The following is a 25,555-nucleotide window of genomic DNA, read 5'->3' as shown; positions in this document are numbered from 1 at the left end:
GAGCCGCCATGGCCGATACATCCTTCGACGTCATCATCATCGGCTCCGGTCCCGGCGGCTATGTCACCGCCATCCGCGCCGCCCAGCTCGGCTTCAAGACCGCGATCATCGAAAAATCCTACCTCGGCGGCATCTGCCTGAATTGGGGCTGCATCCCGACCAAGGCGCTGCTGCGCTCGGCCGAGATCTACCACTACATGCAGCATGCCAAGGATTACGGCTTGTCGGCAGAGAAGGTCTCGTTCGATCCGAAGGCGGTGGTGCAACGCTCGCGCGGCGTCTCCAAACGCCTCAACGACGGCGTCGGATTCCTGATGAAGAAGAACAAGGTCAGTGTGATCTGGGGCGCGGCCTCGATCGACGCGCCCGGCAAGGTCACCGTGAAGAAATCCGACGTCGAGGCCCCCAAGGGATCGCTGGGCGAGGGGACTTACCAGGCCAAGCACATCATCGTCGCGACCGGCGCGCGGCCGCGCGTGCTGCCCGGGCTCGAGCCGGACAAGAAACTGATCTGGACCTATTTCGAGGCGATGGTGCCAGAGCGGATGCCGAAGTCGCTGCTGGTGGTCGGTTCGGGCGCGATCGGCATCGAGTTCGCCTCGTTCTTCCACACCATGGGCTCCGACGTCACCGTGGTCGAGGTGCTGCCGCAGATCCTTCCGGTCGAAGACGCCGAGATCGCGGGCCTCGCCCGCAAGCGCCTGGAGAAGCAGGGCATCAAGATCATGTCCTCGACCAAGGTGACGAAGCTGGAGAAGAAGGCCGACAGCGTCGTCGCCACCATCGACGACGGCAAGGGCAAGCCCGTCACCCCCGAGTTCGAGCGCGTGATCTCGGCGGTCGGCGTCGTCGGCAATATCGAGAATCTCGGCCTGGAAAAGCTCGGGGTCAAGACCGACCGCGGCATCATCGTGGTCGACGGTCACTGCAAGACCAACGTCCCCGGCATCTATGCCATCGGCGATGTCGCGGGCCCCCCGATGCTCGCGCACAAGGCCGAGCATGAAGGCGTGATCTGCGTCGAGGCGATTAAGGGCCTCAATCCGCATCCCATGGACAAGAATATGATCCCGGGCTGCACCTATTGCCATCCCCAGGTCGCCTCGGTTGGCCTTACCGAAGCCAAAGCGAAAGAGAGCGGTCGCGAGATCCGCGTCGGCCGCTTCCCCTTCGTCGGCAACGGCAAGGCGATCGCGCTCGGCGAGGACCAGGGCCTGGTCAAGGTCATCTTCGACAAGAAGACCGGCCAGCTGCTCGGGGCCCACATGGTCGGCGCCGAGGTCACCGAGCTGATCCAGGGCTACGTCGTCGCCATGAACCTGGAGACGACCGAAGAAGAGCTAATGCACACGGTCTTCCCGCATCCGACCTTGTCGGAGATGATGAAGGAAGCCGTGCTGGATGCCTATGGGCGGGTGCTGAATATCTAGTCGCTTCTCCGCTCGTCATGCGCGGGCTTGACCCGCGCATCCATCCAGCGAAGCGCTCTTCAAGGGATGGATTGCCGGGGCAAGCCCGGCAATGACGGAGAAACTGGCACTATAACGAAGAAGAAAGAATCACCCCATGCACGACAACGACAACCTCACCATCGAACGCCCGACCTTCGTCACCCATCTCGAATGCGCGATGGAGGGCGATCATTACGCCGCCGATCAGGTCCACAATCTCTCCAAAGCCGGCAAGCCGCTGCTGGTCCGCTATGACCTCGCCGGCGTGAAGAAGGCGCTGACCAAGGATGCGCTCAGCAATCGCCCCGGCGACATGTGGCGCTACCGCGAGCTGTTGCCGGTGCGCAAATGCAAGGACATCGTTTCGCTTGGCGAAGTCACGACGCCGCTGATCCGGCTGCCCAAGCTCGGCAAGAAGCTCGGCGGTGGCGAGATCATCGTGAAGGACGAAGGGAGGCTGCCGACCGGCTCGTTCAAGGCGCGCGGCCTGGTGATGGCGGTGTCGATGGGCAAGGCGCTCGGCATCAAGCACATGGCAATGCCGACCAACGGCAATGCCGGCGCGGCGCTCGCAGCTTACGCGACGTCGTGCGGCATCAAGACCACGATCTTCTGCCCGGCCGATACGCCCGAGGTGAATGTCAGCGAGATCGAGCTGCAGGGCGCGACCGTCTACCGCGTCAACGGCTATATCGACGATTGCGGCAAGATCGTCGGCGAGGGCAAGGCCAAGGTCGGCTGGTTCGACACCTCCACGCTGAAGGAGCCGTACCGCATCGAGGGCAAGAAGACGATGGGCCTCGAGCTCGCCGAGCAGCTCGGCTGGGACGTGCCCGACGTGATCTTCTATCCGACCGGCGGCGGCACCGGCCTGATCGGCATGTGGAAGGCGTTCGACGAGCTCGAGAAGATCGGCTTCATCGGCTCGAAGCGCCCGCGCATGGTCGCGGTGCAGGCCTCGGGCTGCGCGCCGATGGTGCGCGCTTACGAGGCCGGCACCGAGCATGCGACGCGCTGGGAGGACGCCCACACCATTGCCTCGGGCATCCGCGTGCCGCAGGCGATCGGCGATTTCCTGATCCTGCGTGCGGTGCGCGAAAGCAAGGGCTTTGCGATTGCAGTCGACGACGACAAGATCTCGGCGGCGCTGAACGAGGTCGCGCGCGAGGAGGGGCTCTTGCTGTGCCCCGAGGGCGCTGCCACCTATGCGGCCTACAAGGAGAGCCTCGCCGACGGCCGCGTCGCGAAGAGCGACCGCGTCATGCTGTTCAACTGCGCCCCCGGCCTGAAGTATCCGCTGCCGCCGGTCACCCGTACGCTCGACCGTCACAAGCCGATCGACTATTCGCAGTTCTAGTTTTTGCGCGGCAATACGCCACGAATGCTTCCTCTTCCCGTACGCGGGAAGAGCAAAAACAAAAATGACATCGCTGGGGAGAAGACAATGACGAAGGCCGTCTGGGCTGCGCTGTTCGCTATTCTCGCTGTGACCGGTGCCGTGCGCGCCGATGACTATCCCTCCCATCCCGTCACCATCATCGTGCCCTTCGCGGCCGGCGGCCCGTCGGATGCGATGGCGCGGGTGCTCGCCGAGCGCATGCGCGTGTCCCTTGGTCAGCCCGTCGTGGTCGAGAATGTCACTGGCGCGGGCGGCTCGATCGGCGTTGCCCGTGCGGTGCAGTCGCCAGCGGACGGCTACACCATCTCGTTCGGCCATCTCGGCACCCACGTCGCCAACGGCGCCGTTTACAAGCTCAAATACGACCTCGTCGCCGATCTCGAGCCGGTGGTGCTCTTGCCCAGCAATCCCATGATCGTCGTCAGCAAGACGGCCGTGCCTGCGACCTCGCTGAAGGAGCTCCTGGAGTGGCTAAAGTCTCGGCCGTCGCCGCCGACCGCCGGCACCGCAGGGGCCGGCTCCGGCAGCCACATCGCCGGCGTCTATTTCGAGAGCGTATCCGGCATCAAGCTGCAATATGTGCCGTATCGCGGCACTGCGCCGGCCCTGAACGATCTCATCGCCGGGCAGATCGACATCATTGTCGACCAGACCTCCAATTCGATCGGTCAAGTCCGCGCCGGCACCATCCGCGCCTACGCCATCACCGACGACAAGCGCCTCACCTCCGCGCCTGACATCCCGACCGCGGAGGAGGCCGGCCTGAAGGGTTTCAACATGACGCTGTGGTCGGGCATGTGGGTGCCGAAGGGCACGCCGAAGGAGATCGTGGCGAAGCTCAACGCCGCAGCCGTGGAGGCGCTGAACGATCCTGCGGTGAAGAAGCAGCTCGAAAACCAGGGGCTGGAGATGACGCCGAAGGACCAGCTCACCCCCGAAGCGCTCGGCACCCGTCAGAAGGCCGAGATCGCAAAATGGTGGCCGATCATCAAGGCGGCGAACATCAAGGTGGATTGAGGGAAGGCGTGACGGTGCGTCGCGTGCAACACCCCCAGACCTCATCCTGAGGAGGCCGCTGGAAGCGGCCGTCTCGAAGGATGTGCTGCAGGCGAGATCGGGGCCTTCATCCTTCGAGACGCCTGCTTCGCAGGCTCTTCAGGATGAGGGGATAGAATGGGCGCGGCCTCTTCTAATCCGCGCCGATCAATCCCGCCGGCGTCGCCTTGGCGCTGGCGTCCTTCGTCACCACGCGCTCGTCGCTCTTGCCGGCGAGCATGCTGCTGCCCTCGAACCGGGCGCGATAGACCAGCACGTTCTCCATCACACGCTGCACGTAGTTGCGCGTCTCCGACAGCGGGATGCGCTCGACCCAGTCGACCGGATCGACATTGGGATCGCGCGGATCGCCGCGTGCCTGCACCCATTCGCGCACGCGGCCGCGGCCGGCATTGTAGCCGGCGAAGGTCATGATCTGGTTGCCGCGATATTCTGACAGCAACGCACTGAGCTCGGCGGCGCCCATCTGGGTGTTGTACACGGGATCGGAGACCATCTTGTCCCAGTCGTAGGTCAGGCCGAAGCGCTTTGCCGTGTCGCGGCCCGCTTCAGGCGTCACCTGCATGAGGCCGACCGCGTTGGCCGGCGACTTGTCGCGCTGGTCGAATGAGCTTTCGGTGCGCGCCACCGAATAGATCACGCTGGTCTCGATCGCTGGCGCCAACTGCTTATGCTCGGGAATGCCGATGGTCGGGAAGGCGTAATGGTCGAGGGCAAGCCCGCGCGCCAGCGCCGATTTGCCGACCTCCAGCATCACCCGCGCATCGTTGCGCCGTCCAGCAAGCTCGCCGAGCGCTTCGAGCGCTGCGACATCGGTACTCTCCTTGGCAAAGTCCTCGGCGTAGTAGAACACCACGTCGCGCTCGCCGATGCCGTAGAGCATGTCGGCGGCGCGTACGCGCTCGTCCGCGGGCGGGGTATCGGCGGCGGCCAGCACGGGCGAGGGCGGCCGCAGCTCGATGCGGTCGAGGCCGAGCTTTGCACGCGCCAGCTGGCCGTAATAGGCGGTCGAATAGCGCGAGGCCGCCCGATAGCTCATGCGCGCATCGGCGGTCGCGCCCATCGCCTCGGCGGCACGGCCGCGCCAGTAATGGGCGCGCGACAGCGCGATCGGATTGGCCGAGCCTTCGTCGATCGCGGCGAAGTGCACCATCGCGGTCTTGGGATCGCTCAGAAAGCGCAGCGCGATCCAGCCGCACATGAAGTGATAATCGACGCGATAGACTTCCTTCTCAGGCACCGCGGCCGTGCGCACCACGTCATACGCTGTTCTGAACTTGCCCTGGTCGAGCAGCTTGCGCGCCAGCAGACGCCGCTCGCGCCACCACGCATCGGTGTCCTGCGCGGCCAAGGTGTCGGGCGCGGCCGCCAGGATCACCTCGGCGGCGTCGTCGATGCGGTTCTTCTGCAGGTGCCATTGCGCGCGGCACAGCACATAGCCGAGATCGCGGCGTTCTTGGGCCGCCACGTCGTCGAGATAATCCTTGGCCTTGCTGACCTTGCCGGTCACGGCGGCGCAGGCCTTGACGATCGCAAGCGCATCCTCGCCGAGCCGCTTTGCGGCGCGCCGCGCACCCGCATAGTCCTTGGCGCCGAGCCGCTTGTCCATGCGGGCGCGATGATCCTCGGCGGTGAGGAGATCGCGGAACGCCTCATAGGCGTCCTCTTCGCTGCGCTCGGACAATTCGTCCGTACGCCAGGCCTCGCGTACCAGCTGCGCAGCCCTGTCCGTGTTGCCTTCGGTCAGCAGCACGCGGGCGAGCGCGAACTTGCCCTTGGCGCTGGTCGGACGATCCATGGTGAATTTGTGCACGGTGGTGGCGTCGCTCTTCCCCTGCCACAGCCGCGCCTCGGCGCGCCGGCGCAGCAGCGCGCTGCTCGGCCAGTCCGGATTGGCGGCGAGGAAGCCGGCATAGCGCTTGAAGTTTGCCGTGCTCTCGGAATGGCGCAGCATGAACCAGTCGGCGAGCTTCTGTCCCGCGGGATCGGCAATGCGGTCGCGCGCGGCGTTCGCGTCGTCCGTCTTGCCCTTGCGCGCAAGGTCGATCGCGTCCTTCAGTGCGGCGAGGTCGCCGGTCAGTGCCGGCGCAGCCGGCTTGTCCGCGGGCTCGTCGTCGTGCTTCTTCGACTTGCGCTTGGCCTCGGCGTGCTTGCCGTGACGCGACTTCGCTGAGGACTTGACCGCGGACTTGGCGGCCGCATGACGCTGCTTGCCGGCTTTCGCCTCATGCGTCTTCTTCGGCGCGGATGATTTGTGACTGCTCTTTGCCGCCAGCTCGGTGGGCAGGAAGGCCATTGCGGCCACGGCAACGACACACGCGAGCGAGCGTAGGCACTGGTTCATTCGATGGTCCCCCTGCGAAACCACTACAAACCAAGGTCCGCGACGACATGCGGCTTGAGAATCAAAGACGACACCAAACGATGCCACGGCATCGTTTCGCATTTCTCACGCTCACGCAACAATGCGGCAAAATCCGGATTGGAACTCGGGAACTTCCGGAATGGCAAAATGGCAGCGACTTTAACCTTTGTTAACGCTTGGGCTGTTGCGACGCGTGCCGGGCTCACGGCGTCACGGACGCCCAGATCCGCATGTTCCCGCGGCCAAATCCGGTGTATTGAGTTCCCCGGTTCCGTCCTTTCAGCCTTTGCCCCGTACCTATGCCGATTTTCAACCAGTCGATCCGGCGCAAGATCGTCGGCATCGCCCTCGGATTGATCGTCCTGATGCTGGTCACCTCGATCCTGTCGATGGTGATGTCGAGCCAGGTCGGCGTCCTGCTCGAGGAGCTGACCAACCGCTACATCCCGGCCTATAGCCATCTGGCCCGTGCCAATATCCGTTCGCTGGAGCGGGCGCTGGCCCTGCGGCGAATGATCATGACCAGGATGGGATCGCCGACGGACGAGGAAGCCTACACGACGCGGCTTCGCGACTTCGAGGCATTGGACCGCAAGTTCGAGGAGGAGGCCGAGACCGCGCGCAAGCTCATCAACGCGATCATCGACGACCCCAGGACGTATTCCGACAATGCCGCGTTGGCCCGGCTCGACGTCCGGATCGAAAGCGCCGTCACCGAGCTGCGGCGCGATCTGGACCAGGGCAATGCGAAACTGCTCAAGCAGGTCGAGGCCAAGGACATGGTAGAGGCCCGCGGCACGCTGGAACAGCTCGACACGCTGCGCGATGTGTTCAACCAGAAGGTCGATGCGATCCGCGCCGACATGCTGACGCAGGTGTTCTTCTCGACGGCGCAGGTGATCAGCCGTCAGCGTCAGGCGATTGTCATTTCGGGCATCGTGACCTTGCTCGCGGCGATCGTCGGATTTGTCTTTGCGCTCCTGGTCTCGAGCGGCATCACGCGTCCGGTGCGGCTGCTGCTCGCCGGCACCCGTGAGGTCGAGGCGGGCCGGGTCGACAAGACCATCACCGTCTCCACGCAGGACGAGATCGGCGAGCTCGCGGCGGCCTTCAACCGCATGACCGAGCAGCTCAGGCACAACGAGCGCATCCGCGAGACCTTCGGCCGGTACATCGATCCCAAGGTGGTGCAGGGGCTGATCGACCGGCCGGAGATCGCGATCGATGGCGAGCGCCGGGTCATGACCATCATGTTCTGCGACATGAGCGGCTTCACCTCGATGAGCGAGGGCATGACCCCGCGCGGCCTTGTCAAGGTGATGAACCACTATTTCACTGTCATGTCCGCTCCGATCAGGAACAATCGCGGCATCATCGACAAATATATTGGCGATGCCATCATGTCCTATTGGGGCCCGCCCTTCATCGAGGAGGACGAGCAGGCGCTGCTCGCGGGCCTTGCAGCCGTCGAGATGACCGACCAGGTGCCCGCGCTCCAGAAGCAACTGCCGGACCTGCTCGGCATCCGCGCCATGCCGGCGCCATGTGATTTGCGGATCGGCATTGCCACCGGCGAGGTCCTGACCGGCAGCATCGGCTCGGAATTGATGATGAGCTTCACCGTGATGGGCGATGCCGTGAACCTCGCCTCGCGCCTGGAGGCCGCCAACAAGATCTACGGCACCCGCATCCTGGTCTCGCAGGCCACCGCCGAGGCGATCGGATCGCGGCTCGAGCTGCGCGAGATCGACCGTCTGGCGGTCGCGGGCCAGCACGCGCCGCAGCCGATCTTCGAGGTGATGGCGAAAGCGGGCGCACTCACCGGCGCGCAAGCGAGCTTGCGCGCACACTATGCCGAAGCGCTTGCTGCCTATCGCGGCCGGCGGTTCGATGCGGCGCGCGCGGCCTTCAACGCCGCGCTCGAAGCCGTCCCGGGCGATGGTCCCTCGCGCATGATGCTCGGCCGCATCGCGCAGTTCGAGACGAGCCCGCCGGACGACGGATGGGATGGCGCTTGGCGGCTCGACAGCAAATAGGCCGCGCATCGGAAAAATTGATTGTACTCGATAACGATGTTCGCCATGACCTATTTCCCGGGCTTAGGTTGGATGTCCTTGAGGCGTTTGATGGGGACACGCCGATGACAGACCTTCACGACAGGCTGGAACGGTTCGAGACGCTCACCGCCGAATGCGAGCTGATCGCCAAGCTCGCCACCGACAGCACCAAGCGCGAGTTCTATCTGAAGCTGTCGGAGCAGTACCGTCAGCTGGCGGTGGACATGCGGCAGGCGATCGCGACCAAGGCCGCGGCCTGAGGCCGGCGGCAATCAATCCGTTCTTAATGTTTGGAGCGCATCCTTGAGGCTACGCGAGCGTCGCTGATCGGCGCTCGTGGTGGGAAGGCCGGGGTTCGCTGCGATGCAGCGCGTCCCGTGAGCGTCATTTTGCCGTGCCTGACAGGGCAGTCCCATGCGCCTCGTTGCAGTGATCATATTCGCGCTCATGACGGCGGCCTGCGATCAGGAGCAGGACATCACCGGCTCGACGACGCCGGCCTGCCCGATGCGGAACTACAGCTACAATCCCCGCGACCTGAACCAGTGCGTCAGTGCCTGCAAATCCTGTGATCGCGGCACCACGGTCACCTGCACGACCTCCTGCACCCTCAAGGGCGCGCGCTGAGCGCACCGCCTGCTGTCTTGCACGGGGCGCAACCGCGCAACTGGTGGTGCTTGGGCACCGGAACGATTCACTTGGGTTAATCATTGGAGGAGCGGGCAGGACGCGGAGTCCGATGGAAATGGGTGTGCTGGATCCCGGTCGATTTCTGGTGTCGTGCTCGCATTGCGATGCCTGGCCAATGGCGGCCAATGTGAAGCGGTCGAGCTGGTCGGCGTCCCCGCACGAGGTCCGCTTCGTCTGCACGCGCTGCCGCCGCGAGGAAACCGCGATCGTCTCGGCCTCCGGCGAATTGACCCCGATCAAGCGCGTCGATATTCCCCCGCGCGATGTCGCCGTCGCCTGGGCCCAGGCCCAGCGTTTGCGAGGGCGGACCTGAGCGGCGGCTCGTTTCGTCTTTTCCGCACGGAACCTGGCCTCGCCACCTCTTGGCGGGCTCCCGGTCGGCCAGAGCTGTTCCTTGGCATAACCGGTCGATTGACTCTCCGGCGCAACGACACATAAATGATCGGCGACGGTTCTCCTCACGGAGATCAAAAGGGAATGTGGTGCGGGATTGTCCCAACGCCGGGATTGATCTCAACGCCACGGCTGCCCCCGCAACTGTAAGCGGTGAATCTTTCGTCCTGTGCCACTGGGAATCTCGGTCCTGGGAAGGCGACGTAAGGTCATGCCCCGCGAGCCAGGAGACCTGCCGTCAGCCGTGGTCACACGCGAAGATGTCGGTCGGGGAGTACAGGCATTAGCTGCACCGGAGCAAATCGATTGCTCTGCCGTGAAGCCTCGTTCGCGGTGACGTGCCACTGACGTCATACCGAGGTTACAATTGTGTCCCGTCTCGTCCCTGCCGCCTGGCGCCTCAGCGCCGGCCTGTTCGCGTCCGTTTCCCTCCATTCGCTCGGTCTATCCTCCGCCTTCGCCCAGCACGCCCTTGCCGAGCAGTTACCGCCGATCGAGGTGAGCAAGCCCGACGATCAGAACCGCACGCGGGCCAGGGCGACAGGTGACGGCGAGACGACTAGATACCGGGGAACCGCGAGTGCCGCGCCGGCAGGAAATGGCGCCCGCTCATCCGGCGCCGAGGCCGTCGCCAGCAACGGCGGTATCGTCGGAGCCGCCACCACCGTCATCACGGCCGCCGATATCGCGCATTCGCCATCGCAGACGCTGGCCGAGATCATCGCCGCGCAGACCCCGGGAGCCCAGATCACGACGTTCTATGGCGGCCAGATCGGCGCCAAGACCAGCGTGGACCTGCGTGGCTTCGGCGCCTTTGCCACCGCCAACACGCTGGTGCTGGTCAATGGCCGGCGGCTGAACGACGTCGACATGGCGCAGGTGGACCTCTCCACCATCCCGCTCAACTCCATCGAGCGTATCGAGATCACGCGTGGCAACTCCGGCGCGGTGCTCTACGGCGACAACGCGGTCGGCGGCGTGATCAACATCGTCATGAAGACCGGCGTCGGAGGGCCGCCCATGTCCGCACGGATCGAGGCCGGTTTCGGCTCATTCAACACCGGGCTCGGCAACATCTCGACCTCGCTCAATTCCGGTCCGTGGTCGACCTCGTTCTATGGCAATGCCGTCAGGACCGATGGCTATCGCGACAACAATCGCTACTCCCAGCAGAATGGTGTCGGCAATCTCAATTACACCGCGCCCGGCCTGACCGCGTTTCTCACCATCACCGGTGACAATCAGGAGCTGCGACTGCCGGGCGGCCGCACTGTCGATCCCTCCATCGGCCTCGACCAACTCACCGCCAACCGGCGAGGAACCAGCACGCCGTTCAACTACGCCAACCAGCAAGGCTTTGGCGTGACAGCGGGCTTCACCAAGACCCTAGTCAACGGCGTCGATCTCATCGTCGACGGCGGCGTGCGCGACAAGAAGCAGCAGAGTGCATTCTTCTCCAGCCCGACGCCGGTTCCGGCCTTCTTCACGTCGACTCATGTCGATTCCAATCTGACGAATTGGTCGATCACGCCGCGGCTCAGCGTGAAGAGCCTGCTGCTCGGCATGCCATCGCAGCTCCTCACCGGCATCGATTATTACGATGCGAGCTTTCGGCAGAACCGCGGCGCCGGGCAGGGCCTTGCCGCTTGGCACAATTACGACCTCAGGCAGCAGACGGTCGCGGGCTATTTCCAGCACACATTGGGCGTGGCGCCGGCGACCGAAATCTCCTATGGCGCGCGGGTGCAGACCGTCAGTCTTGCGGCACGCGACAATTTCGACCCGGCCGCGCCATTCAACGCCGACATTGGCGCGCTGCCGCTGACGAGCAATGAGACCCAATATGCGCTGCATCTCGGGGCCGAGCATCGCCTCAATGACACGGTCGCGCTGTTCGGCCGCGCCGCGCGCGCTTTCCGCACGCCTGACGTGGACGAGCGCCTGTCCTCGGGGCCGCCCTTCGATCCCTTGACCTTCGCCGCGATCCCGCAAACGTTCCAGCTCAAGACCCAGACCTCTTGGGATATCGAGGGCGGCCTGCGCATCGAAGGCGGCGGGCTGCAGCTGCAGAGCAGCCTCTATTTGATGGACCTCACCAACGAGGTCCATTTCAGCCCGGTCCTGTTCTACAACACCAATCTTGATCCGACCCGGCGCTACGGCTCGGAGACAAGTCTGTCCTATCGTGTCAATGATGCTCTGCTGCTGCGCTCCGGCATGGCCTACACCCGCGCGGCTTTCCGCGAAGGCATTTGGGCGGGCAACGACGTGCCGCTGGTGTCGCGCTACACGGCGAGTGCCGGCGTCACCTGGAATATCTGGCAGAACTATTTGGTGCTCGATGCCACTGCGCGCTTCTGGAGCGAGCGGCGCATGGACAACGATCAGGCGAACCCCCAGAAGCCGATCCCTGCCAATGGCACGATCGACCTCAGGCTCGGCGGCCAGGTTGAGCGCTACTTCTGGTCGCTCAGCGTCAATAATGTGCTGAATGCGCTCTACTACGACTACGCCGTCGCGAGCACCTTCACCGACGGCCGCTTCAGCGCCTATCCGCTGCCCGGTCGCAGCTATCTGCTCAAGGCCGGCGCAACCTTCTGACCTCAAATGGACTGGCATCCGAAAGAGAAGGAATTCACCCGTGTCTCCTGGCATCATGGCTCGCAGCATCCAGCCGTCTCACAGCGGCCGTTTTCGGCTTCACCCGGTCGCGCCGCGCCTTGCACCGACGTTCTGCTTTGCGCTGCTGACGGCGTCATGTGCGCTCGCAAGCTTCGCATTCGCCTGCGCAACGCCGTTCGCGGCCTTCGCCGTCGTTGCCGCGGCGATGCTGCCGCTGCGGCCGGCGCTGCTCGTCGTCGCCGGCGCCTGGCTCGTGAACCAGAGCATCGGTTTCGGCGTGCTGCACTATCCCGTTGACGCCAACAGCATCGCCTGGGGCTTTGTCATCGGCGCAGCCGCGCTGCTATCGACCGTGGCCTCGTCGATGGTGGTTGGCCTCCTGCCGCAGGGCCGCATGCGGTTGGTGCTCGCGGTCGCGCTCGTCGCCGCCTATGGGACCTACGAGCTCGCGCTGCTCGCCGCGACGCCGCTGCTCGGCGGCGAGGGGGCCTTCACCGCCGCCATCGTGACGCGCATCGGACTGACCTGCGCCGTCTGGCTCGCCGGCCTCCTCGCCATCTGCGAGATCGTCCGTCTGGTCGGTCCGGCCAGGCGCAAAGGAGCGATGTCAGCCTGAGCCGTGCGATTGAAGCCGTAGCCCGGATGAAGCGAAGCGCCCTCCGGGACCGCTCGCGCCGCATTCTGCACCGTCACGGATGACGCTCAGCTGCAGAACCGGGAGCCCATCCATGGGCATCGGACGGTCGCTTCCGAGGGCGGCTCTGCGCAGCAGCGCTGCTGCGCGCCCGGGACACGGCGGTGCGGCTGAAGGCCGACTCACTTGCATGCATCTCCTCGAAGCCGGAGCTTGGGCGCGCGATACGCACCATGAAGCCTGAGGTTGTGAGTTGTCATCTTCTTGATGGTATCAAGGTAACTCTGCCCGTGTCTTCCTGGTAACGATTGTGATGTCTACGCAACACTCGGTTCCGATTTAACCGTCATCACTGGTGGTTCGCATCACCGCCGCTTTTTGGCCACACCCAAACATGAATAAAATCGCTCTAATGTTTTAAGGGCAGCGGCGGTCCTCGAGGCGACGGAAAAATCCCAAGGTCGATTCAAATCTTGGCTCTGATTTTTCGGGTCTGACAGGGTTGACCGGGGAAACTGGTTTGCGATGGACGCGAAGACCGACATCAAGCAGAGGCTGCCAAGCCGTCACGTGACGGAAGGCCCTGCGCGTGCGCCGCATCGGTCGTATTTCTACGCGATGGGTCTGACCACCGAGCAGATCCACCAGCCCTTCGTCGGCGTCGCCTCGTGCTGGAATGAAGCCGCTCCCTGCAACATCGCCTTGATGCGCCAGGCGCAGGCGGTGAAGAAGGGAGTGGCGTCGGCCGGCGGCACTCCGCGCGAGTTCTGCACCATCACCGTGACCGACGGCATCGCCATGGGTCACGACGGCATGCGCTCCTCGCTGCCGTCGCGCGAATGCATCGCCGATTCCGTCGAGCTCACTGTTCGCGGTCATGCGTATGATGCCCTGGTCGGGCTTGCCGGCTGCGACAAGTCGCTGCCCGGCATGATGATGGCGATGGTCCGTCTCAACGTGCCCTCGATCTTCATCTATGGCGGCTCGATCCTGCCCGGCAATTTCCGCGGACAGCAGGTCACCGTGCAGGACATGTTCGAGGCGGTCGGCAAGCACTCGGTCGGCGCCATGTCGGACGAGGACCTCGACGAGATCGAGCGCGTGGCATGCCCCTCGGCCGGCGCTTGCGGCGCGCAGTTCACCGCCAACACCATGGCGACCGTCTCCGAGGCGATCGGTCTTGCGCTGCCTTACTCTGCCGGTGCCCCCGCACCGTACGAAATCCGCGACGCCTTCTGTACGACGGCGGGCGAGAAGGTGATGGACTTGATCGCGTCCAACATCCGGCCGCGCGACATCGTGACCCGCAAGGCGCTCGAGAACGCGGCTGCCGTGGTCGCGGCCTCCGGCGGCTCCACCAATGCTGCACTGCACCTGCCGGCGATCGCGCATGAGGCCGGCATCAAGTTCGATTTGTTCGACGTCGCCGAAATCTTCAAAAAGACACCATATGTCGCGGATTTGAAGCCGGGCGGCCGTTATGTCGCCAAAGACATGTTTGAAGTAGGTGGCATACCGCTTCTGATGAAGACGCTGCTCGACAACGGCTTCCTGCACGGTGATTGCCTTACCGTCACGGGCCGCACGATCGCCGAAAACCTCAAGAGCGTGAAGTGGAATCCGCACCAGGACGTGGTGCACCCGGCAGACAAGCCCATCACCGTGACAGGCGGTGTGGTCGGTCTGAAGGGCAATTTGGCGCCAGAAGGTGCGATCGTGAAAGTCGCGGGAATGTCCAACCTCCAGTTCACCGGTCCGGCCAGGTGCTTCGACCGTGAGGAGGATGCTTTCGAGGCGGTCCAGAAGCGCACCTACCGCGAAGGCGAAGTCATCGTGATCCGCTACGAGGGGCCGAAGGGTGGCCCCGGCATGCGGGAAATGCTCCAGACCACCGCGGCGCTGACCGGCCAGGGCATGGGCGGCAAGATCGCGCTCATCACCGATGGCCGCTTCTCCGGCGCCCCCCGCGGCTTCTGCATCGGCCATGTCGGGCCCGAAGCCGCCGTTGGCGGCCCGATCGGGCTGCTCGAGGACGGCGACATCATCGAGATCGATGCGGTCGCCGGTATCCTTAACGTAAAATTGAGCGACGCCGAGCTCGCCCAGCGCAAGACCAAATGGAGCGCTCGCGCGACTAACCACACGTCGGGTGCGCTCTGGAAATATGCTCAGCAGGTTGGACCAGCGGTCGGGGGGGCAGTGACCCATCCGGGCGGCGCGCACGAGAAACAGTGCTATGCGGACATCTAGGCGTGCCATAGTTGCGTTTGTGTTGGGAGCCGGTGCGCTGGCCGCGCCGGCGCTCGCCTTCGACGGCGCACCGGTCAACAAGGACGCGACCATCCCTGTCGTGACCACCTTGCCGGGGACCGCCGCGACCGTGCGCAGCAAGGTCGCACCGGCGACCGTGCCCCAGGAAACCTCGCTCAGCGCCCTGCAATATGCCGCCGAGGGCGGACACCCGATCGCGCAGTGGAAGCTCGGCCGCATGTACGCCAATGGCGACGGCGTCGCCCAGGACGATTTGCGCGCCTTCGAATATTTCAGTCGGATCGCCAATGCGCATGCCGAGGACAGTCCGTCGGCGCCGCAGGCGCAGGTCGTTGCCAACGCCTTCGTCGCGCTCGGTCGCTATTATCTCAGCGGCATCCCGAACTCGAAGATCAAGTCGGATCCGGAGCGGGCGCGGGAGATGTTCTCCTATGCGGCGTCCTATTTCGGCAATGCCGACGCGCAATACGATCTCGCCCGGCTTTACCTGAAGACGCCGGACGCCTCGCGTGAGGATTTCCGCTATGGCGCGCGCTGGCTCGGCCTTGCCGCGCAGAAGGGCCAGCACGAGGCGCAAGCGCTGCTCGGCCAGATGCTGTTCAACGGCGACCGTCTGCCGCGGCAGGCCGCACGCGGCCTGATGTGGCTGACCCTGGCGCGCGATAGCGCCGGCGCCGAAGAGACCTGGATCAAGGAAAGCTACAACCGCGCATTCGCCAAAGCCTCTGACGACGACCGCGCCATGGCCCTGCAAATGCTGGAGCAATGGGTGCAGGGCCGCCGGGAGTAATCACGACACGCAGTCATTCCGGGGCGGCTCGAAGAGCCGAACCCGGAATCTTGAGATTCCGGGTTCGATGCTTCGCATCGCCCCGGAATGACCAATCTGAAGTCTAAGCCGCCTCCAGATCCAGATCCGCCCAGACCGGGACGTGGTCCGACGGCTTCTCCCAGCCGCGCACATAGCTGTCGATTCCGACATTGGCGAGCTTGTCGCTGGCCTGCGGCGACAGCAGCAAATGGTCGATCCGCAGGCCCTGATTCTTCTGCCAGGCGCCGGCCTGATAATCCCAGAAGGTGTACAGCCCGCCCTCGTCGGTGACGGCCCGTAAGGCGTCGGTCAGACCGAGACCGAGCAAGGACTGGAAGCTCTCCCGCGTCTCGGCCTTGAACAGCGCGTCCTCGGTCCATGCCGCCGGATTGTGCACGTCGCGGGCGTGCGGGATGACGTTGAAGTCGCCGGCCAGGATCAGCGGCTCCTCGGTCTTGAGACGCTCCTTCGAATATTCAAGAAGCCGGGACATCCATTTGAGCTTGTAGGGATATTTCTCGGTGCCGACCGGATTGCCGTTGGGCAGGTAAAGGCAGGCGATGCGCAGCACGCCACGCTTGAGCGTCACCACGCCCTCAAGGAAGCGGGCATGGGCGTCCTCATCGTCGCCGGCGAGCCCCGACTTGGTCTCATCGAAGCGGAGCTTGGAGAGCAGGGCGACGCCGTTGAAGGTCTTCTGGCCGTGCGTCACCACGTTGTAGCCGAGTGCCTCAATCTCCAGCCGTGGAAAGGCCTCGTCGACGCATTTGATCTCCTGCAGGCAGACGATGTCCGGCTGGCACTCCTTCAGCCAAGTCAGCAGCAGGTCGATCCGCTGCCGGACCGAGTTCACGTTCCAGGTGGCTACTCTAATGGACATGGGAAGGGCTCCAGGCGGGGGCCATGGTTAGAACAAACTGCCAACGCGCCCGTCAAGGACGCCGCAAAATCTCCCACAAAATTAACCCGGCTTAAGCACGCGGCAGGCCATTGATCGTCAAAAGGTTCCATGGATGGGATGGCCGCACAAATCGATGACGCGAACTGAGCCGCGCGACGGCGTGATCGGCGCGTTCCTGCATTGGTTCGGCGGCTTCGAGATCGAGGACGGCCTGACCGCCGGGCTCAGCGAGCGCGAGCTGCGGCGCATCCGCGCCAAGCAGATCGACGCGGTCACGCAGCTGATCCCGGTGACGATGGCCGTCACCATTCTCAACGTCGCCATCGTCCTGATCCTGTTCTGGGGCAGGGGCTGGAACGACTTCCTCGCGATCTGGGGCCTGACGCTGGCCGCCACCGCCTCGCTCGCGGTGCGCTCGTGGCGCCGGTCGCACCGGACCCCGCCGCAGGAGGCCTCACCTCGCGCCGCGCAGCAGATGCTGCGGCAGGCCTTTTTCCTCGCCGCGATCTGGGGCACGCTACCGCTCGCTTTGTTCAGCCGCATCGAGCCGACCAGCCAGCTGATCCTGGCCTGCCTCATGGTCGGCATGATGTCCGGCGGCGCCTTCACGCTGTCGACCTTCCCGCGCGCCGGCCTGGTCTATCTCGCCACCATGACGGTCGCTTGCGCCGGCGCGCTGCTGCTCTGCGGCACCGGGCCGTACCTCGTGACCTCGGTGTTCCTGCTGCTGTTCGCGTTTTTCATGGCGCGCAACATCGTCTCGCAGGGCAATCTCTTCCTTGGCAATCTGAAGGCCCAGCTCGAGCTCGAGCGGCAGACCGAGATCATCTCGCTGCTGCTGAAGGATTTTCAGGAGAACGCCAGCGACTGGCTGTGGCAGACCGATGCCGAGGGGCATCTGGTCGACGTGCCCGAGCGCTTCGCCGCGGTCGCGCAAATGCCGCTGCCGCTGCTGAAGGGGGCGTATTTCGCCGACGTGCTCGACATGCTCTGCCCAGAGGACAAGTCCGCCGCCTACAACATCGTCGGCCTGATGGAGCAGTCCGAGCCGCTGCACGAGATGAACCTCAAGGTCGTCGCCGGCGGCGAGGCGCGGTTGTGGTCGCTGACGGCGAAGCCGGCCTATGACCGCGAGGGACAGTTCCTCGGCTATCGCGGCTTCGGGCGCGACGTGACCGAGCGCTGGCGCGCTGAAAAGGCCGAGGCCGAGAGCCGCGCCAAGTCGGATTTCCTTGCGGTGATGAGCCACGAGATCCGCACGCCCATGAACGGCGTGCTCGGGCTTGCCAGCATGCTTCTCGAAACCAAGCTCGATCCGGAGCAGCGCGAGGCCGTCACCACGATCCGCGAATCCGGCGACAATCTCCAGCGCATCCTCAACGACATCCTCGACCTCTCCAAGCTCGAGGCTGGACGCTTTCAATTCGAGGCGATCGACTTCGCCCCGCAGGCGCTGGTCGAGATAGTCGCGAACGTGGCGCGCGCCAGCGCCAAGGCCAAGGGGCTCGCAATCAAGGTCGAGCTCGATCCGAACCTGCCGCCGACGTTGCGTGGCGACGTCGCCCGCATCCGCCAGGTCCTGCTCAACCTCGCCTCGAACGCCGTGAAGTTCACCGACGAAGGCGAGGTGACGATATCGGCGACCTGCCAGGCGCGCCGCGACCTGCTGGCGACGGTCGAATGGACTGTCACCGACAGCGGCATCGGCATCGCTCCGGAAAAGCTCGGTCAGCTCTTCAGCGACTTCGCGCAGGCCGATGCCTCGATCAGCCGCCGCTTCGGCGGCACGGGGCTTGGGCTTGCGATCTCCCGGCGCATCATCGAGCAGATGGGCGGCACCATCGGCGTCACCTCGACGCCCGGGGAGGGCTCGACCTTCCGTTTCACGCTGGTGCTGCCCTGGAGCCAGGCGCCGGCATCCGAGCAGACGGCCGGCCGGGACGAGGCCGACGATCTCAAGGCGCGTATCGCCGAGCTCGACCGGCCGCTGAAGGTGCTGGTCGCCGAGGACGATGCGGTCAACCGCATGGTCGTGAGCAAGATGCTGGGAGCCTTCGACGTCGAACTGCGCGTCGTCACCGACGGTGTCGAGGCCGTGACGGCCGTGTCTGAGGGCGATTACGACATCGTGCTGATGGACGTGCGCATGCCGGAGATGGACGGCCTTGCCGCGACCCGGGCGATCCGCGCGGAAGGCGGGCGCTTCGCGGCCTTGCCGATCATCGCGCTGACCGCCAACGCCTTCCCGGAAGACGTCAGGATCTGCCGCGAGGCCGGCATGTCGGACTTCCTCGCAAAGCCGCTGCGCAAGCCGGCGCTAGTTGCCGCGCTCCTGCACGCGCTCGACGGCCACACCATGGCGGAAGACGCGCCGTTGCAGCCGGAGCTGATGCCGGCTGACGTCGAGTGGACGGACGAGGAAAGGCAGATCACGGGCGCGTAAGCGCTAACCACGTGACTGAATATGCGTTTCGCATCGGTTGGCCGGACGCTGGAAATTCGGATGCGCCGTGTTAGCTTGCTCTGCCATGCGCCTTGTTGTCCTGCTTCTCATCCTGGTCACGGCCTCCGCCCGCGCCGGCGACGGTCCGTTGATGAGCGCGCATATGATGTTGCCTGTTGTGATCTCCGGCAACAAAGTATCGCTCGAAAGCTTCGTCATTCGTCCTGATCGTCCCGGCAAATTTCCTCTCGTCGTGATCACTCACGGAATGCCTGGCGGCGGCGAGGAATTCTTCACTGAAATCCTCAACCGTTCTCCAGTCGGTTACAGCAAGGCGGCCGTCGCCTTCGCGCAACGCGGATATGCAGTGGTCTCAATCATGCGTCGTGGCTATGGACGATCTGGGGGAGGGTTCTCCGAGTCTGCGCGGCAGACCTGCGATTATCTTCCGGCCACGCGCGCTGCCGCCGACGATGTCATTGCGGCGGTCGCCTCACTGAGTCATGAGGCCTGGGTCGACGCTGAGCATGTTGTCTTGCTCGGTCATTCCGTTGGGGGGCTCACGGTGATGGCCGTCGCCGCACAGAACATACCGGGAGTCGTCGGCGCCGTGAACTTTGATGGCGGTCGGCATAGCTTCTCCGCATCCAACCAACCTTGCTCGCCTGATAATCTGGTCGATATATCAGCCGTATTGGGGCGCACAGCCCGTGTCCCGATGCTCTGGCTCTATGCCGAGAACGATCAATTCTACGGTCCAGATTTGGCTCAGCGCATGTTCGCGGCCTATGGCGCTGGCGGTGCGCCTGCGGAGCTGCAGGTGCTGCCTCCGTTCGGATCGAACGGCCACAATACCGTCATGCTCGCACCGGCAGACCATTGGTTTCCGTCCGTCGAACCCTTCCTCGAAAGGCTAGGTCTTCCAACCAAGACCGTCATCGAGGCGCCGTTGTTCGCTGCCCTGCCAATCCCGCCGGGAGCTGTCGCCGCTTGTCAGGGGGCGTTCGCGGACTACCTCGCCAATCCCGATGATGCCAAGGCCTTCGCGGTGAGCACGCGCGGCCATTGCGGGACTGGATTTGGCCGTACAGCTGTCGAGGCGCGCGAACCCGCTGTGATGAAATGCAAGATCAATTCGCGCGGCGAAGATTGCAGGCTTTACGCGGTCGGACAGAAGCTTTCGGGAGATTGAAACGTAGTCCGCGCGATGGCGACACGCCCATCGCAATTCGCCGGAATGATCCAGCCACGACCCGTCAAAAGTCGGATCAGACCGAGAAGCTGGTCCCGCAGCCGCAGGACGCCGTCGCGTTCGGATTGTTGACGCGGAACGAGGCGCCGATCAGGTCATCGACGAAATCGACCTGCGATCCTGCCAGGAACGGTTGCGAGGCGGAATCGACCAGCACCACCGCGTTGTCCTGCTCGATCACGAGATCGTCGTCGGTTCGCGCGCGGTCGATGTCGAACTTGTACTGGAAGCCGGAGCAGCCACCGCCCTCGACCGAGATGCGCAGCATCGCGCCAGACCCTTCGCCCTTGAGGATCTCCCCAATGCGGCGTGCGGCGCGGTCGCTGATGGTCACGGCAGTCGTCATATTCGGTCTCCGATCATCCCGCGGTCACACAAGGGTCTTGCCCATTTCATTTGGTATCCCGCGTCCGGCATAGTTAAGTGCAAGGATACGCAGAATCAAATGGATAGGGACTAAATTCGTCGTGTCCGTCGGAATGGCAGCCCCCCGCGCGCCCTATGCCTGCGATCCCGACCGCAGCCGCGGCCGGCTGGTCGCCGAGCCGCCGAGCCGGACCCGCAGCCCGTTCCGGCGGGATTGCGACCGCGTCATCCATTCCACCGCCTTTCGCCGCCTGAAGTACAAGACCCAGGTGTTCGTGTTCCACGAAGGCGATCACTACCGGACCAGGCTGACCCATTCGCTGGAGGTGGCGCAGATTGCCCGCGCGCTGGCCCGGCAGCTCGGGCTGGACGAGGACCTAACCGAAACCCTGGCGCTGGCCCACGATCTTGGCCATCCCCCGTTCGGCCATGCCGGCGAGCGGGCGCTGGACGCCTGCCTCAAGGATTTTGGCGGCTTCGACCACAACGCCCAGACGCTCCGCGTCGTCGCCTCGCTCGAGCATCGCTACCCCGAGTTCGACGGGCTCAATCTGACCTGGGAATCGCTCGAGGGCATCGTCAAGCACAACGGTCCGCTGACCGATCGCAGCGGCGCGCCGGTCGGGCGCTATCGCGAGCACGGCATTCCCGTCGGCATCGCCGACTATATCAAGACCTACGATCTCGAATTGTGGAGCTTCGCCTCGCTGGAGGCGCAGGTCGCGGCGCTCGCCGACGACATCGCTTACGATGCGCACGACATCGACGACGGCCTGCGCGCCGGCCTGTTCCATCTCGACGATCTCAAGGTGATGCCCCTGACCGAGGAGATCATCGCCGGGATCGCCGCCCATTATCCCGATCTCGAAGCTGTCCGGCGCGGTGCCGAGCTGGTGCGTGAGCTGATCTCCCACCTGATCGGTGCCGTGTTTGAGGAGGCGCAGAAGAACCTCGCCGCGGTGAAGCCGCAATCGGCCCAGGACGTGCGCCGGCAGAGCCGGGCCCTGGTCGCGTTCCCGGCCGAGGTTGCCGAGGAGGAGGCCGCCATCAAGACCTTCCTCTACCAGCACATGTATCGCCACGAGCGGGTGATGCGGGTGATGGGGGAGGCGGAGCAGATTCTGTTCGACCTGTTCGCGAAATACCTGAAATCCCCCAGCGAGCTGCCGCCGGAATGGCTGCTCGGGGCGGAAGCAGACGACGAGGGCGCCCGGGCCCGCCGGATCGGCAATTTCATTGCCGGGATGACTGACCGTTTCGCTCTGACCGAGCATCAGCGGCTCTTTGACTCGACCCCGGATTTGCGTTAGGCGGCGGCCATGCCCCAGACATCCTCATCCCTGCATCTGTTCGCCGACGTGCTCGCACGCGTGCACGCCGCCTGCCGCGCGCTTGCGAAGGACTCCAGCTGGCCCGAGGGCATCGATTTCTCGCGCTTGGTGGTCGAGCCGCCGCGCGACGCCTCCCATGGCGACATGGCGACCAATGCCGCAATGGTGCTGGCGAAAGAGGCCAAGGCAAAGCCCCGCGATCTCGCCGAGCAGATCGCCGAGCGGCTGCGCGCCGACGCGCTGATCGCCAAGGTCGATGTCGCTGGTCCCGGCTTCATCAATCTGACGCTGAAGCCTGCTGCCTGGGCGGAGGCTCTGCGCACGGTGCTGCGCGAGGGCTCCGATTACGGCCGCGTCCACGGCGGCTCCAAGGTGAACGTCGAATACGTCTCGGCCAATCCAACCGGGCCGATGCATGTCGGTCATTGCCGCGGCGCCGTGTTCGGCGACGCGCTGGCAAGCCTGCTCCAGTTCGCCGGCCACGACGTCACGCGCGAATATTACATCAACGATGCCGGCGCCCAGGTCGATGTGCTCGCGCGCTCCGCCTTCCTGCGATATCGCGAGGCGCTCGGTGAGGACATCGGCGCGATCCCGGAAGGGCTCTATCCCGGCGACTATCTGAAACCGGTTGGGCAGGCCCTTGCGGAGGAGCACGGCGACAAGCTGCTCGCCAAGCGCGAAGCCGAGTGGCTGCCAACCGTGCGCGCCAAGGCGATCGCGATGATGATGGACGAGATCAAGGACGATCTCGCCGCCCTCAACATCCGCCACGACGTGTTCTTCTCGGAGCGCTCGCTGCTCGAGACCGGCAACAACAAGGTTGCCGAGACCATCGATTTCCTGAAGGCCAAGGGCGATATCTATGAAGGCCGCCTGCCGCCGCCGAAGGGCGCGCCGGTCGAGGATTGGGAAGACCGCGAGCAGTTGCTGTTCAGGGCGACGGCTTACGGTGATGACGTCGATCGTCCCCTGATCAAGTCGGACAATTCCTACACCTACTTCGCCTCCGACATCGCCTACCACAAGAACAAGTTCGACCGTGGCTTTGCCGAGATGATCGACGTCTGGGGCGCCGACCATGGCGGCTACATCAAGCGCATGCAGGCGGCGGTGAAGGCGACGACGTCGGGCAAGGGGTCGCTCGACGTCAAAATCGTCCAGCTCGTCAAGCTGCTGCGCAATGGCGAGCCGGTGAAAATGTCGAAGCGGAGCGGGGACTTCGTCACCTTGCGTGAGGTGGTGGATGAAGTCGGCCAGGACGCCGTCCGCTTCATGATGCTCTACCGCAAGAACGATGCGGTGCTCGACTTCGACCTCGCAAAGGTCATGGAACAGTCGCGCGACAACCCGGTGTTCTACGTCCAGTATGGTCACGCCCGTGGCCACTCGATCTTCCGCAACGCCCGGGCGGAGGTGTTCCCGGAGCTGCCGGAGGACGCCGGTCAGCGCATCGCATGGCTCGCTGAGTCGGCGGTGGAACGGCTCTCGGACCCTGTCGAGCTCGACCTTCTTAAGCGACTCGCAATTTATCCGCGCATGCTGGAGGCCGCCGCCGCGGCCCATGAGCCGCATCGAATTGCCTTTTATCTCTATGATTTAGCCAGCGAATTTCACGCACTTTGGACGAAAGGGCGGGATTTGCCCTATTTACGCTTCATTATCAATAATGATGCAGATCTTACAAAGGCGCGACTGGCCATGGTCCAGGGCGTCGTCTCGGTTCTGGCATCGGGCCTTGCCATCCTCGGCGTCCATGCCCCGAACGAGATGCGGTAGTTTGGGGCGAACTACTTAGGGGATTTGTTGGGGGTACCGGCAGAAGCCGGATCGCTGAGACTTGGTTGAATGCCTTGTGGGTCGAAAGCCGTGCCTTGGTCGAGGGGCGCGCGGCTTTCCCGAAGGGACGCATCATCACGATGGCCGAACGATATCAGGACAGACCGTTTCCTTCCGATGACTATGGTCGCGGCACCGACCAGCATGGCAGGGCAGACAGCGATCCCTTGGCTGAGCTTGCCCGCCTGATCGGGCAGACCGATCCGTTCGCCGCGCAATCGCGGCCCGGCGCGCGTCCACTGGCTGCTCCTGCGCCGGCGCAGAGCTATCAGGACGACGGCTATCGGCAGGACGATTATCAGCAGGACTATGCGGAGCAGGCTTCACCGCCAGCGGCCGGGCCGCCCTCATGGATGCGGCGCGCCAATGTGCAGCCGCAGCCGGCGCCAGCCCCCGAGCCTGACTATCCCGTCTCGGTCAACCCGATCCATCCGTTGCATCGCTATTCAGCCCAACCCGCGGCGCCGGAACCTGAACCGCGTCAGCAGCAGGCTTATGCGGACCACGCCTATCAGGATCAGGCTTACCAGCCGGATCAGGCCTACCAGCAGCAAGCCTATCAGGAGCCGCATCAGCAGCCGGATCCGTCGCGCTACGACGATGCGCTCTATGGCCGGCTCGAGGCAGGGGAGCAGGACTATCAGCGCGATCCGGCCTATCCCGACGATCCCTACGCGTATCAGAGCGACTATCCCGACGCAGAGGCCGACGACGAGCCCAAAAGGCAACGCGGCGGCATGATGACGGTCGCGGCGATCCTGGCACTGGCCGTGGTCGGCACCGGCGCAGCCTTCGCCTACAAGACTTACATTGGCTCGCCCCGCAGCGGCGAGCCGCCGATCATCAAGGCCGACAACACGCCGACCAAGATCGTGCCGGCGCCGGCGGATTCCTCGGCCAAGGTGCCGGATCGCATGGTGAGCGGCGACGGCACCGAAAAGATCGTGCCGCGCGAAGAGGCGCCGGTGGACGTGAACGCCAGGGCGGGCGGTCCTCGCGTGGTGTTCCCACCGCTGAATCAGAATGCGAACCCGCCGTCGGTTGCGAGCGTGTCGCCGTCTGCGGTGCCGCCGCCGAGCACGACCGCGAGCAACGGCACACTGCCGAACAATTCACCGCGCCCGATCAGGACTGTCGCGGTGAAGGGCGATCAGACCGATAGCGGCACGCCGCAATCGGCTGCTGCCGCCAAGCCCGCGCCTGCACCGAAGCCTGTTGCTGCGCCCGCGGCATCGGCCGCGCCGCGCAATCCGCCGATCTCGGCCAATGCCAGCGCCAACCAGCCGATGTCGCTGGCACCGCAATCCGTCCCGGCCACCGAACCGCCGCAGCGGATGGCGGCGACCGCTCCGACCCAGCTGGCGCCCGCCAGCAGCGGTGGCGGCTACGTCGTGCAGGTCTCTTCGCAGCAGAGCGAGGAGAGCGCCGCCGCGTCGTACCGCGTGCTTCAGAGCAAGTATGGCAGCGTGCTCGGCTCCCGTTCGCCGGTGATCAAGCGCGTCGACCTGACCGACAAGGGCAAGGGAGTCGTCTACCGCGCCTTCGCTGGGCCCTATGGCTCGGCGGAGGAGGCGACGCACGCGTGCAACAGCCTGAAGTCCGCCGGCTTGTCGGCGTGCTTCGTCCAGAGGAATTAACGGCCGTTTCCTTGACCCCCTCGCGGGTCAGGGTTAA

Annotated in this window: 19 protein-coding genes and 1 riboswitch; of the genes, 16 read left to right on the top strand and 3 right to left on the bottom strand. The window is 64.7% G+C overall.

Going from position 1 to position 25,555, the window contains the following annotated elements; all coding sequences use genetic code 11:
- Positions 1–8 precede the first annotated feature (8 nt).
- The 3 genes from lpdA to X268_RS16380 all read left to right on the top strand — a co-directional run bounded on the left by lpdA (position 9) and on the right by X268_RS16380 (position 3,867).
- Positions 9–1,430 carry a dihydrolipoyl dehydrogenase gene (lpdA, locus tag X268_RS16390; protein ID WP_128925901.1) on the top strand — a complete coding sequence of 474 codons (1,422 nt, stop codon included), beginning with the start codon at positions 9–11 and terminating at the stop codon, positions 1,428–1,430.
- Between the two features lie 136 nt (positions 1,431–1,566).
- Positions 1,567–2,808 (top strand): threonine synthase, encoded by a 1,242-nt coding sequence (locus X268_RS16385; RefSeq protein ID WP_128925900.1) that lies wholly within the window; start codon positions 1,567–1,569, stop codon positions 2,806–2,808.
- Between the two features lie 87 nt (positions 2,809–2,895).
- Positions 2,896–3,867, top strand: coding sequence for a tripartite tricarboxylate transporter substrate binding protein BugD (locus tag X268_RS16380; RefSeq protein WP_164937767.1), 972 nt, complete (start codon positions 2,896–2,898; stop codon positions 3,865–3,867).
- A 172-nt stretch (positions 3,868–4,039) separates the two neighbouring features.
- Here X268_RS16380 and X268_RS16375 read toward each other — a convergent pair whose 3' ends face one another.
- Positions 4,040–6,250, bottom strand: coding sequence for a lytic transglycosylase domain-containing protein (locus X268_RS16375; protein ID WP_128925898.1), 2,211 nt, complete (start codon positions 6,248–6,250; stop codon positions 4,040–4,042).
- A gap of 320 nt (positions 6,251–6,570) precedes the next feature.
- Here X268_RS16375 and X268_RS16370 point away from each other — a divergent pair, with 320 nt between their 5' ends.
- From X268_RS16370 to X268_RS16340, 8 genes are all read left to right on the top strand, one after another.
- On the top strand, positions 6,571–8,307 hold the full coding sequence (locus X268_RS16370; protein WP_128925897.1) for an adenylate/guanylate cyclase domain-containing protein: 1,737 nt from the start codon (positions 6,571–6,573) through the stop codon (positions 8,305–8,307).
- Positions 8,308–8,411: 104 nt separating this feature from the next.
- Positions 8,412–8,588 (top strand): hypothetical protein, encoded by a 177-nt coding sequence (locus tag X268_RS39485; protein WP_164937766.1) that lies wholly within the window; start codon positions 8,412–8,414, stop codon positions 8,586–8,588.
- A gap of 154 nt (positions 8,589–8,742) precedes the next feature.
- Positions 8,743–8,955 (top strand): hypothetical protein, encoded by a 213-nt coding sequence (locus tag X268_RS16365; RefSeq protein WP_128925896.1) that lies wholly within the window; start codon positions 8,743–8,745, stop codon positions 8,953–8,955.
- Between the two features lie 118 nt (positions 8,956–9,073).
- Positions 9,074–9,331, top strand: a complete 258-nt coding sequence (locus X268_RS16360) for a hypothetical protein (RefSeq protein ID WP_128925895.1) — start codon at positions 9,074–9,076, stop codon at positions 9,329–9,331.
- 119 nt (positions 9,332–9,450) lie between these two features.
- Positions 9,451–9,665, top strand: a riboswitch (cobalamin riboswitch).
- A gap of 115 nt (positions 9,666–9,780) precedes the next feature.
- Complete coding sequence (locus X268_RS16355; protein ID WP_128925894.1) at positions 9,781–12,012, top strand: TonB-dependent receptor; 2,232 nt, start codon at positions 9,781–9,783, stop codon at positions 12,010–12,012.
- 55 nt (positions 12,013–12,067) lie between these two features.
- A complete protein-coding gene (locus X268_RS16350) occupies positions 12,068–12,649 on the top strand; it encodes a hypothetical protein (RefSeq protein WP_128929290.1) in 582 nt (193 codons plus the stop codon).
- Between the two features lie 543 nt (positions 12,650–13,192).
- Positions 13,193–14,917 (top strand): dihydroxy-acid dehydratase, encoded by a 1,725-nt coding sequence (gene ilvD, locus X268_RS16345; protein WP_128925893.1) that lies wholly within the window; start codon positions 13,193–13,195, stop codon positions 14,915–14,917.
- Complete coding sequence (locus X268_RS16340; protein WP_128925892.1) at positions 14,904–15,728, top strand: tetratricopeptide repeat protein; 825 nt, start codon at positions 14,904–14,906, stop codon at positions 15,726–15,728. The genes ilvD and X268_RS16340 overlap by 14 nt, the downstream gene beginning before the upstream one ends.
- Positions 15,729–15,831: 103 nt before the next feature.
- On the opposite strand, the gene xth is transcribed toward X268_RS16340, so the two are convergent.
- Positions 15,832–16,629: an exodeoxyribonuclease III gene (gene xth / locus X268_RS16335; protein WP_128925891.1), complete on the bottom strand. Its 798-nt coding sequence runs from the start codon at positions 16,627–16,629 to the stop codon at positions 15,832–15,834.
- 133 nt (positions 16,630–16,762) lie between these two features.
- On the opposite strand from xth, the gene X268_RS16330 reads away from it, so the two are divergent.
- Together X268_RS16330 and X268_RS16325 are read left to right on the top strand one after the other, a co-directional pair.
- Positions 16,763–19,093, top strand: coding sequence for an ATP-binding protein (locus X268_RS16330; RefSeq protein ID WP_128925890.1), 2,331 nt, complete (start codon positions 16,763–16,765; stop codon positions 19,091–19,093).
- An 85-nt stretch (positions 19,094–19,178) separates the two neighbouring features.
- Positions 19,179–20,285 (top strand): dienelactone hydrolase family protein, encoded by a 1,107-nt coding sequence (locus tag X268_RS16325; RefSeq protein ID WP_128925889.1) that lies wholly within the window; start codon positions 19,179–19,181, stop codon positions 20,283–20,285.
- Between the two features lie 76 nt (positions 20,286–20,361).
- Here the strand turns inward: X268_RS16325 and erpA are convergent, their stop codons facing one another.
- Entirely contained in the window at positions 20,362–20,691 is a 330-nt protein-coding gene (gene erpA / locus X268_RS16320) for an iron-sulfur cluster insertion protein ErpA (RefSeq protein ID WP_024342679.1), read from the bottom strand.
- Between the two features lie 121 nt (positions 20,692–20,812).
- Here erpA and X268_RS16315 point away from each other — a divergent pair, with 121 nt between their 5' ends.
- The 3 genes from X268_RS16315 to X268_RS16300 all read left to right on the top strand — a co-directional run bounded on the left by X268_RS16315 (position 20,813) and on the right by X268_RS16300 (position 25,518).
- A complete protein-coding gene (locus tag X268_RS16315; protein ID WP_128925888.1) occupies positions 20,813–22,021 on the top strand; it encodes a deoxyguanosinetriphosphate triphosphohydrolase in 1,209 nt (402 codons plus the stop codon).
- Between the two features lie 9 nt (positions 22,022–22,030).
- Complete coding sequence (argS, locus tag X268_RS16310; protein ID WP_164937765.1) at positions 22,031–23,821, top strand: arginine--tRNA ligase; 1,791 nt, start codon at positions 22,031–22,033, stop codon at positions 23,819–23,821.
- A gap of 140 nt (positions 23,822–23,961) precedes the next feature.
- Complete coding sequence (locus tag X268_RS16300; protein ID WP_128929289.1) at positions 23,962–25,518, top strand: SPOR domain-containing protein; 1,557 nt, start codon at positions 23,962–23,964, stop codon at positions 25,516–25,518.
- Positions 25,519–25,555: the final 37 nt, after the last annotated feature.

It is taken from the genome of Bradyrhizobium guangxiense, from assembly GCF_004114915.1.
Lineage (GTDB): Bacteria > Pseudomonadota > Alphaproteobacteria > Rhizobiales > Xanthobacteraceae > Bradyrhizobium > Bradyrhizobium guangxiense.
This window is presented reverse-complemented; position numbering and strand designations above follow the sequence as displayed.

Excerpts from the sequence above, each read along its gene's own strand:
- lpdA (WP_128925901.1), top strand. The coding sequence starts at position 9 with ATGGCCGATACATCCTTCGACGTCATCATCATCGGCTCCGGTCCCGGC.
- X268_RS16385 (WP_128925900.1), top strand. The coding sequence starts at position 1,567 with ATGCACGACAACGACAACCTCACCATCGAACGCCCGACCTTCGTCACC.
- X268_RS16380 (WP_164937767.1), top strand. The coding sequence starts at position 2,896 with ATGACGAAGGCCGTCTGGGCTGCGCTGTTCGCTATTCTCGCTGTGACC.
- X268_RS16375 (WP_128925898.1), bottom strand. The coding sequence starts at position 6,250 with ATGAACCAGTGCCTACGCTCGCTCGCGTGTGTCGTTGCCGTGGCCGCA.
- X268_RS16370 (WP_128925897.1), top strand. The coding sequence starts at position 6,571 with ATGCCGATTTTCAACCAGTCGATCCGGCGCAAGATCGTCGGCATCGCC.
- X268_RS39485 (WP_164937766.1), top strand. The coding sequence starts at position 8,412 with ATGACAGACCTTCACGACAGGCTGGAACGGTTCGAGACGCTCACCGCC.
- X268_RS16365 (WP_128925896.1), top strand. The coding sequence starts at position 8,743 with ATGCGCCTCGTTGCAGTGATCATATTCGCGCTCATGACGGCGGCCTGC.
- X268_RS16360 (WP_128925895.1), top strand. The coding sequence starts at position 9,074 with ATGGGTGTGCTGGATCCCGGTCGATTTCTGGTGTCGTGCTCGCATTGC.
- X268_RS16350 (WP_128929290.1), top strand. The coding sequence starts at position 12,068 with ATGGCTCGCAGCATCCAGCCGTCTCACAGCGGCCGTTTTCGGCTTCAC.
- ilvD (WP_128925893.1), top strand. The coding sequence starts at position 13,193 with ATGGACGCGAAGACCGACATCAAGCAGAGGCTGCCAAGCCGTCACGTG.
- X268_RS16340 (WP_128925892.1), top strand. The coding sequence starts at position 14,904 with ATGCGGACATCTAGGCGTGCCATAGTTGCGTTTGTGTTGGGAGCCGGT.
- xth (WP_128925891.1), bottom strand. The coding sequence starts at position 16,629 with ATGTCCATTAGAGTAGCCACCTGGAACGTGAACTCGGTCCGGCAGCGG.
- X268_RS16330 (WP_128925890.1), top strand. The coding sequence starts at position 16,763 with ATGGGATGGCCGCACAAATCGATGACGCGAACTGAGCCGCGCGACGGC.
- X268_RS16325 (WP_128925889.1), top strand. The coding sequence starts at position 19,179 with ATGCGCCTTGTTGTCCTGCTTCTCATCCTGGTCACGGCCTCCGCCCGC.
- erpA (WP_024342679.1), bottom strand. The coding sequence starts at position 20,691 with ATGACGACTGCCGTGACCATCAGCGACCGCGCCGCACGCCGCATTGGG.
- argS (WP_164937765.1), top strand. The coding sequence starts at position 22,031 with ATGCCCCAGACATCCTCATCCCTGCATCTGTTCGCCGACGTGCTCGCA.
- X268_RS16300 (WP_128929289.1), top strand. The coding sequence starts at position 23,962 with ATGGCCGAACGATATCAGGACAGACCGTTTCCTTCCGATGACTATGGT.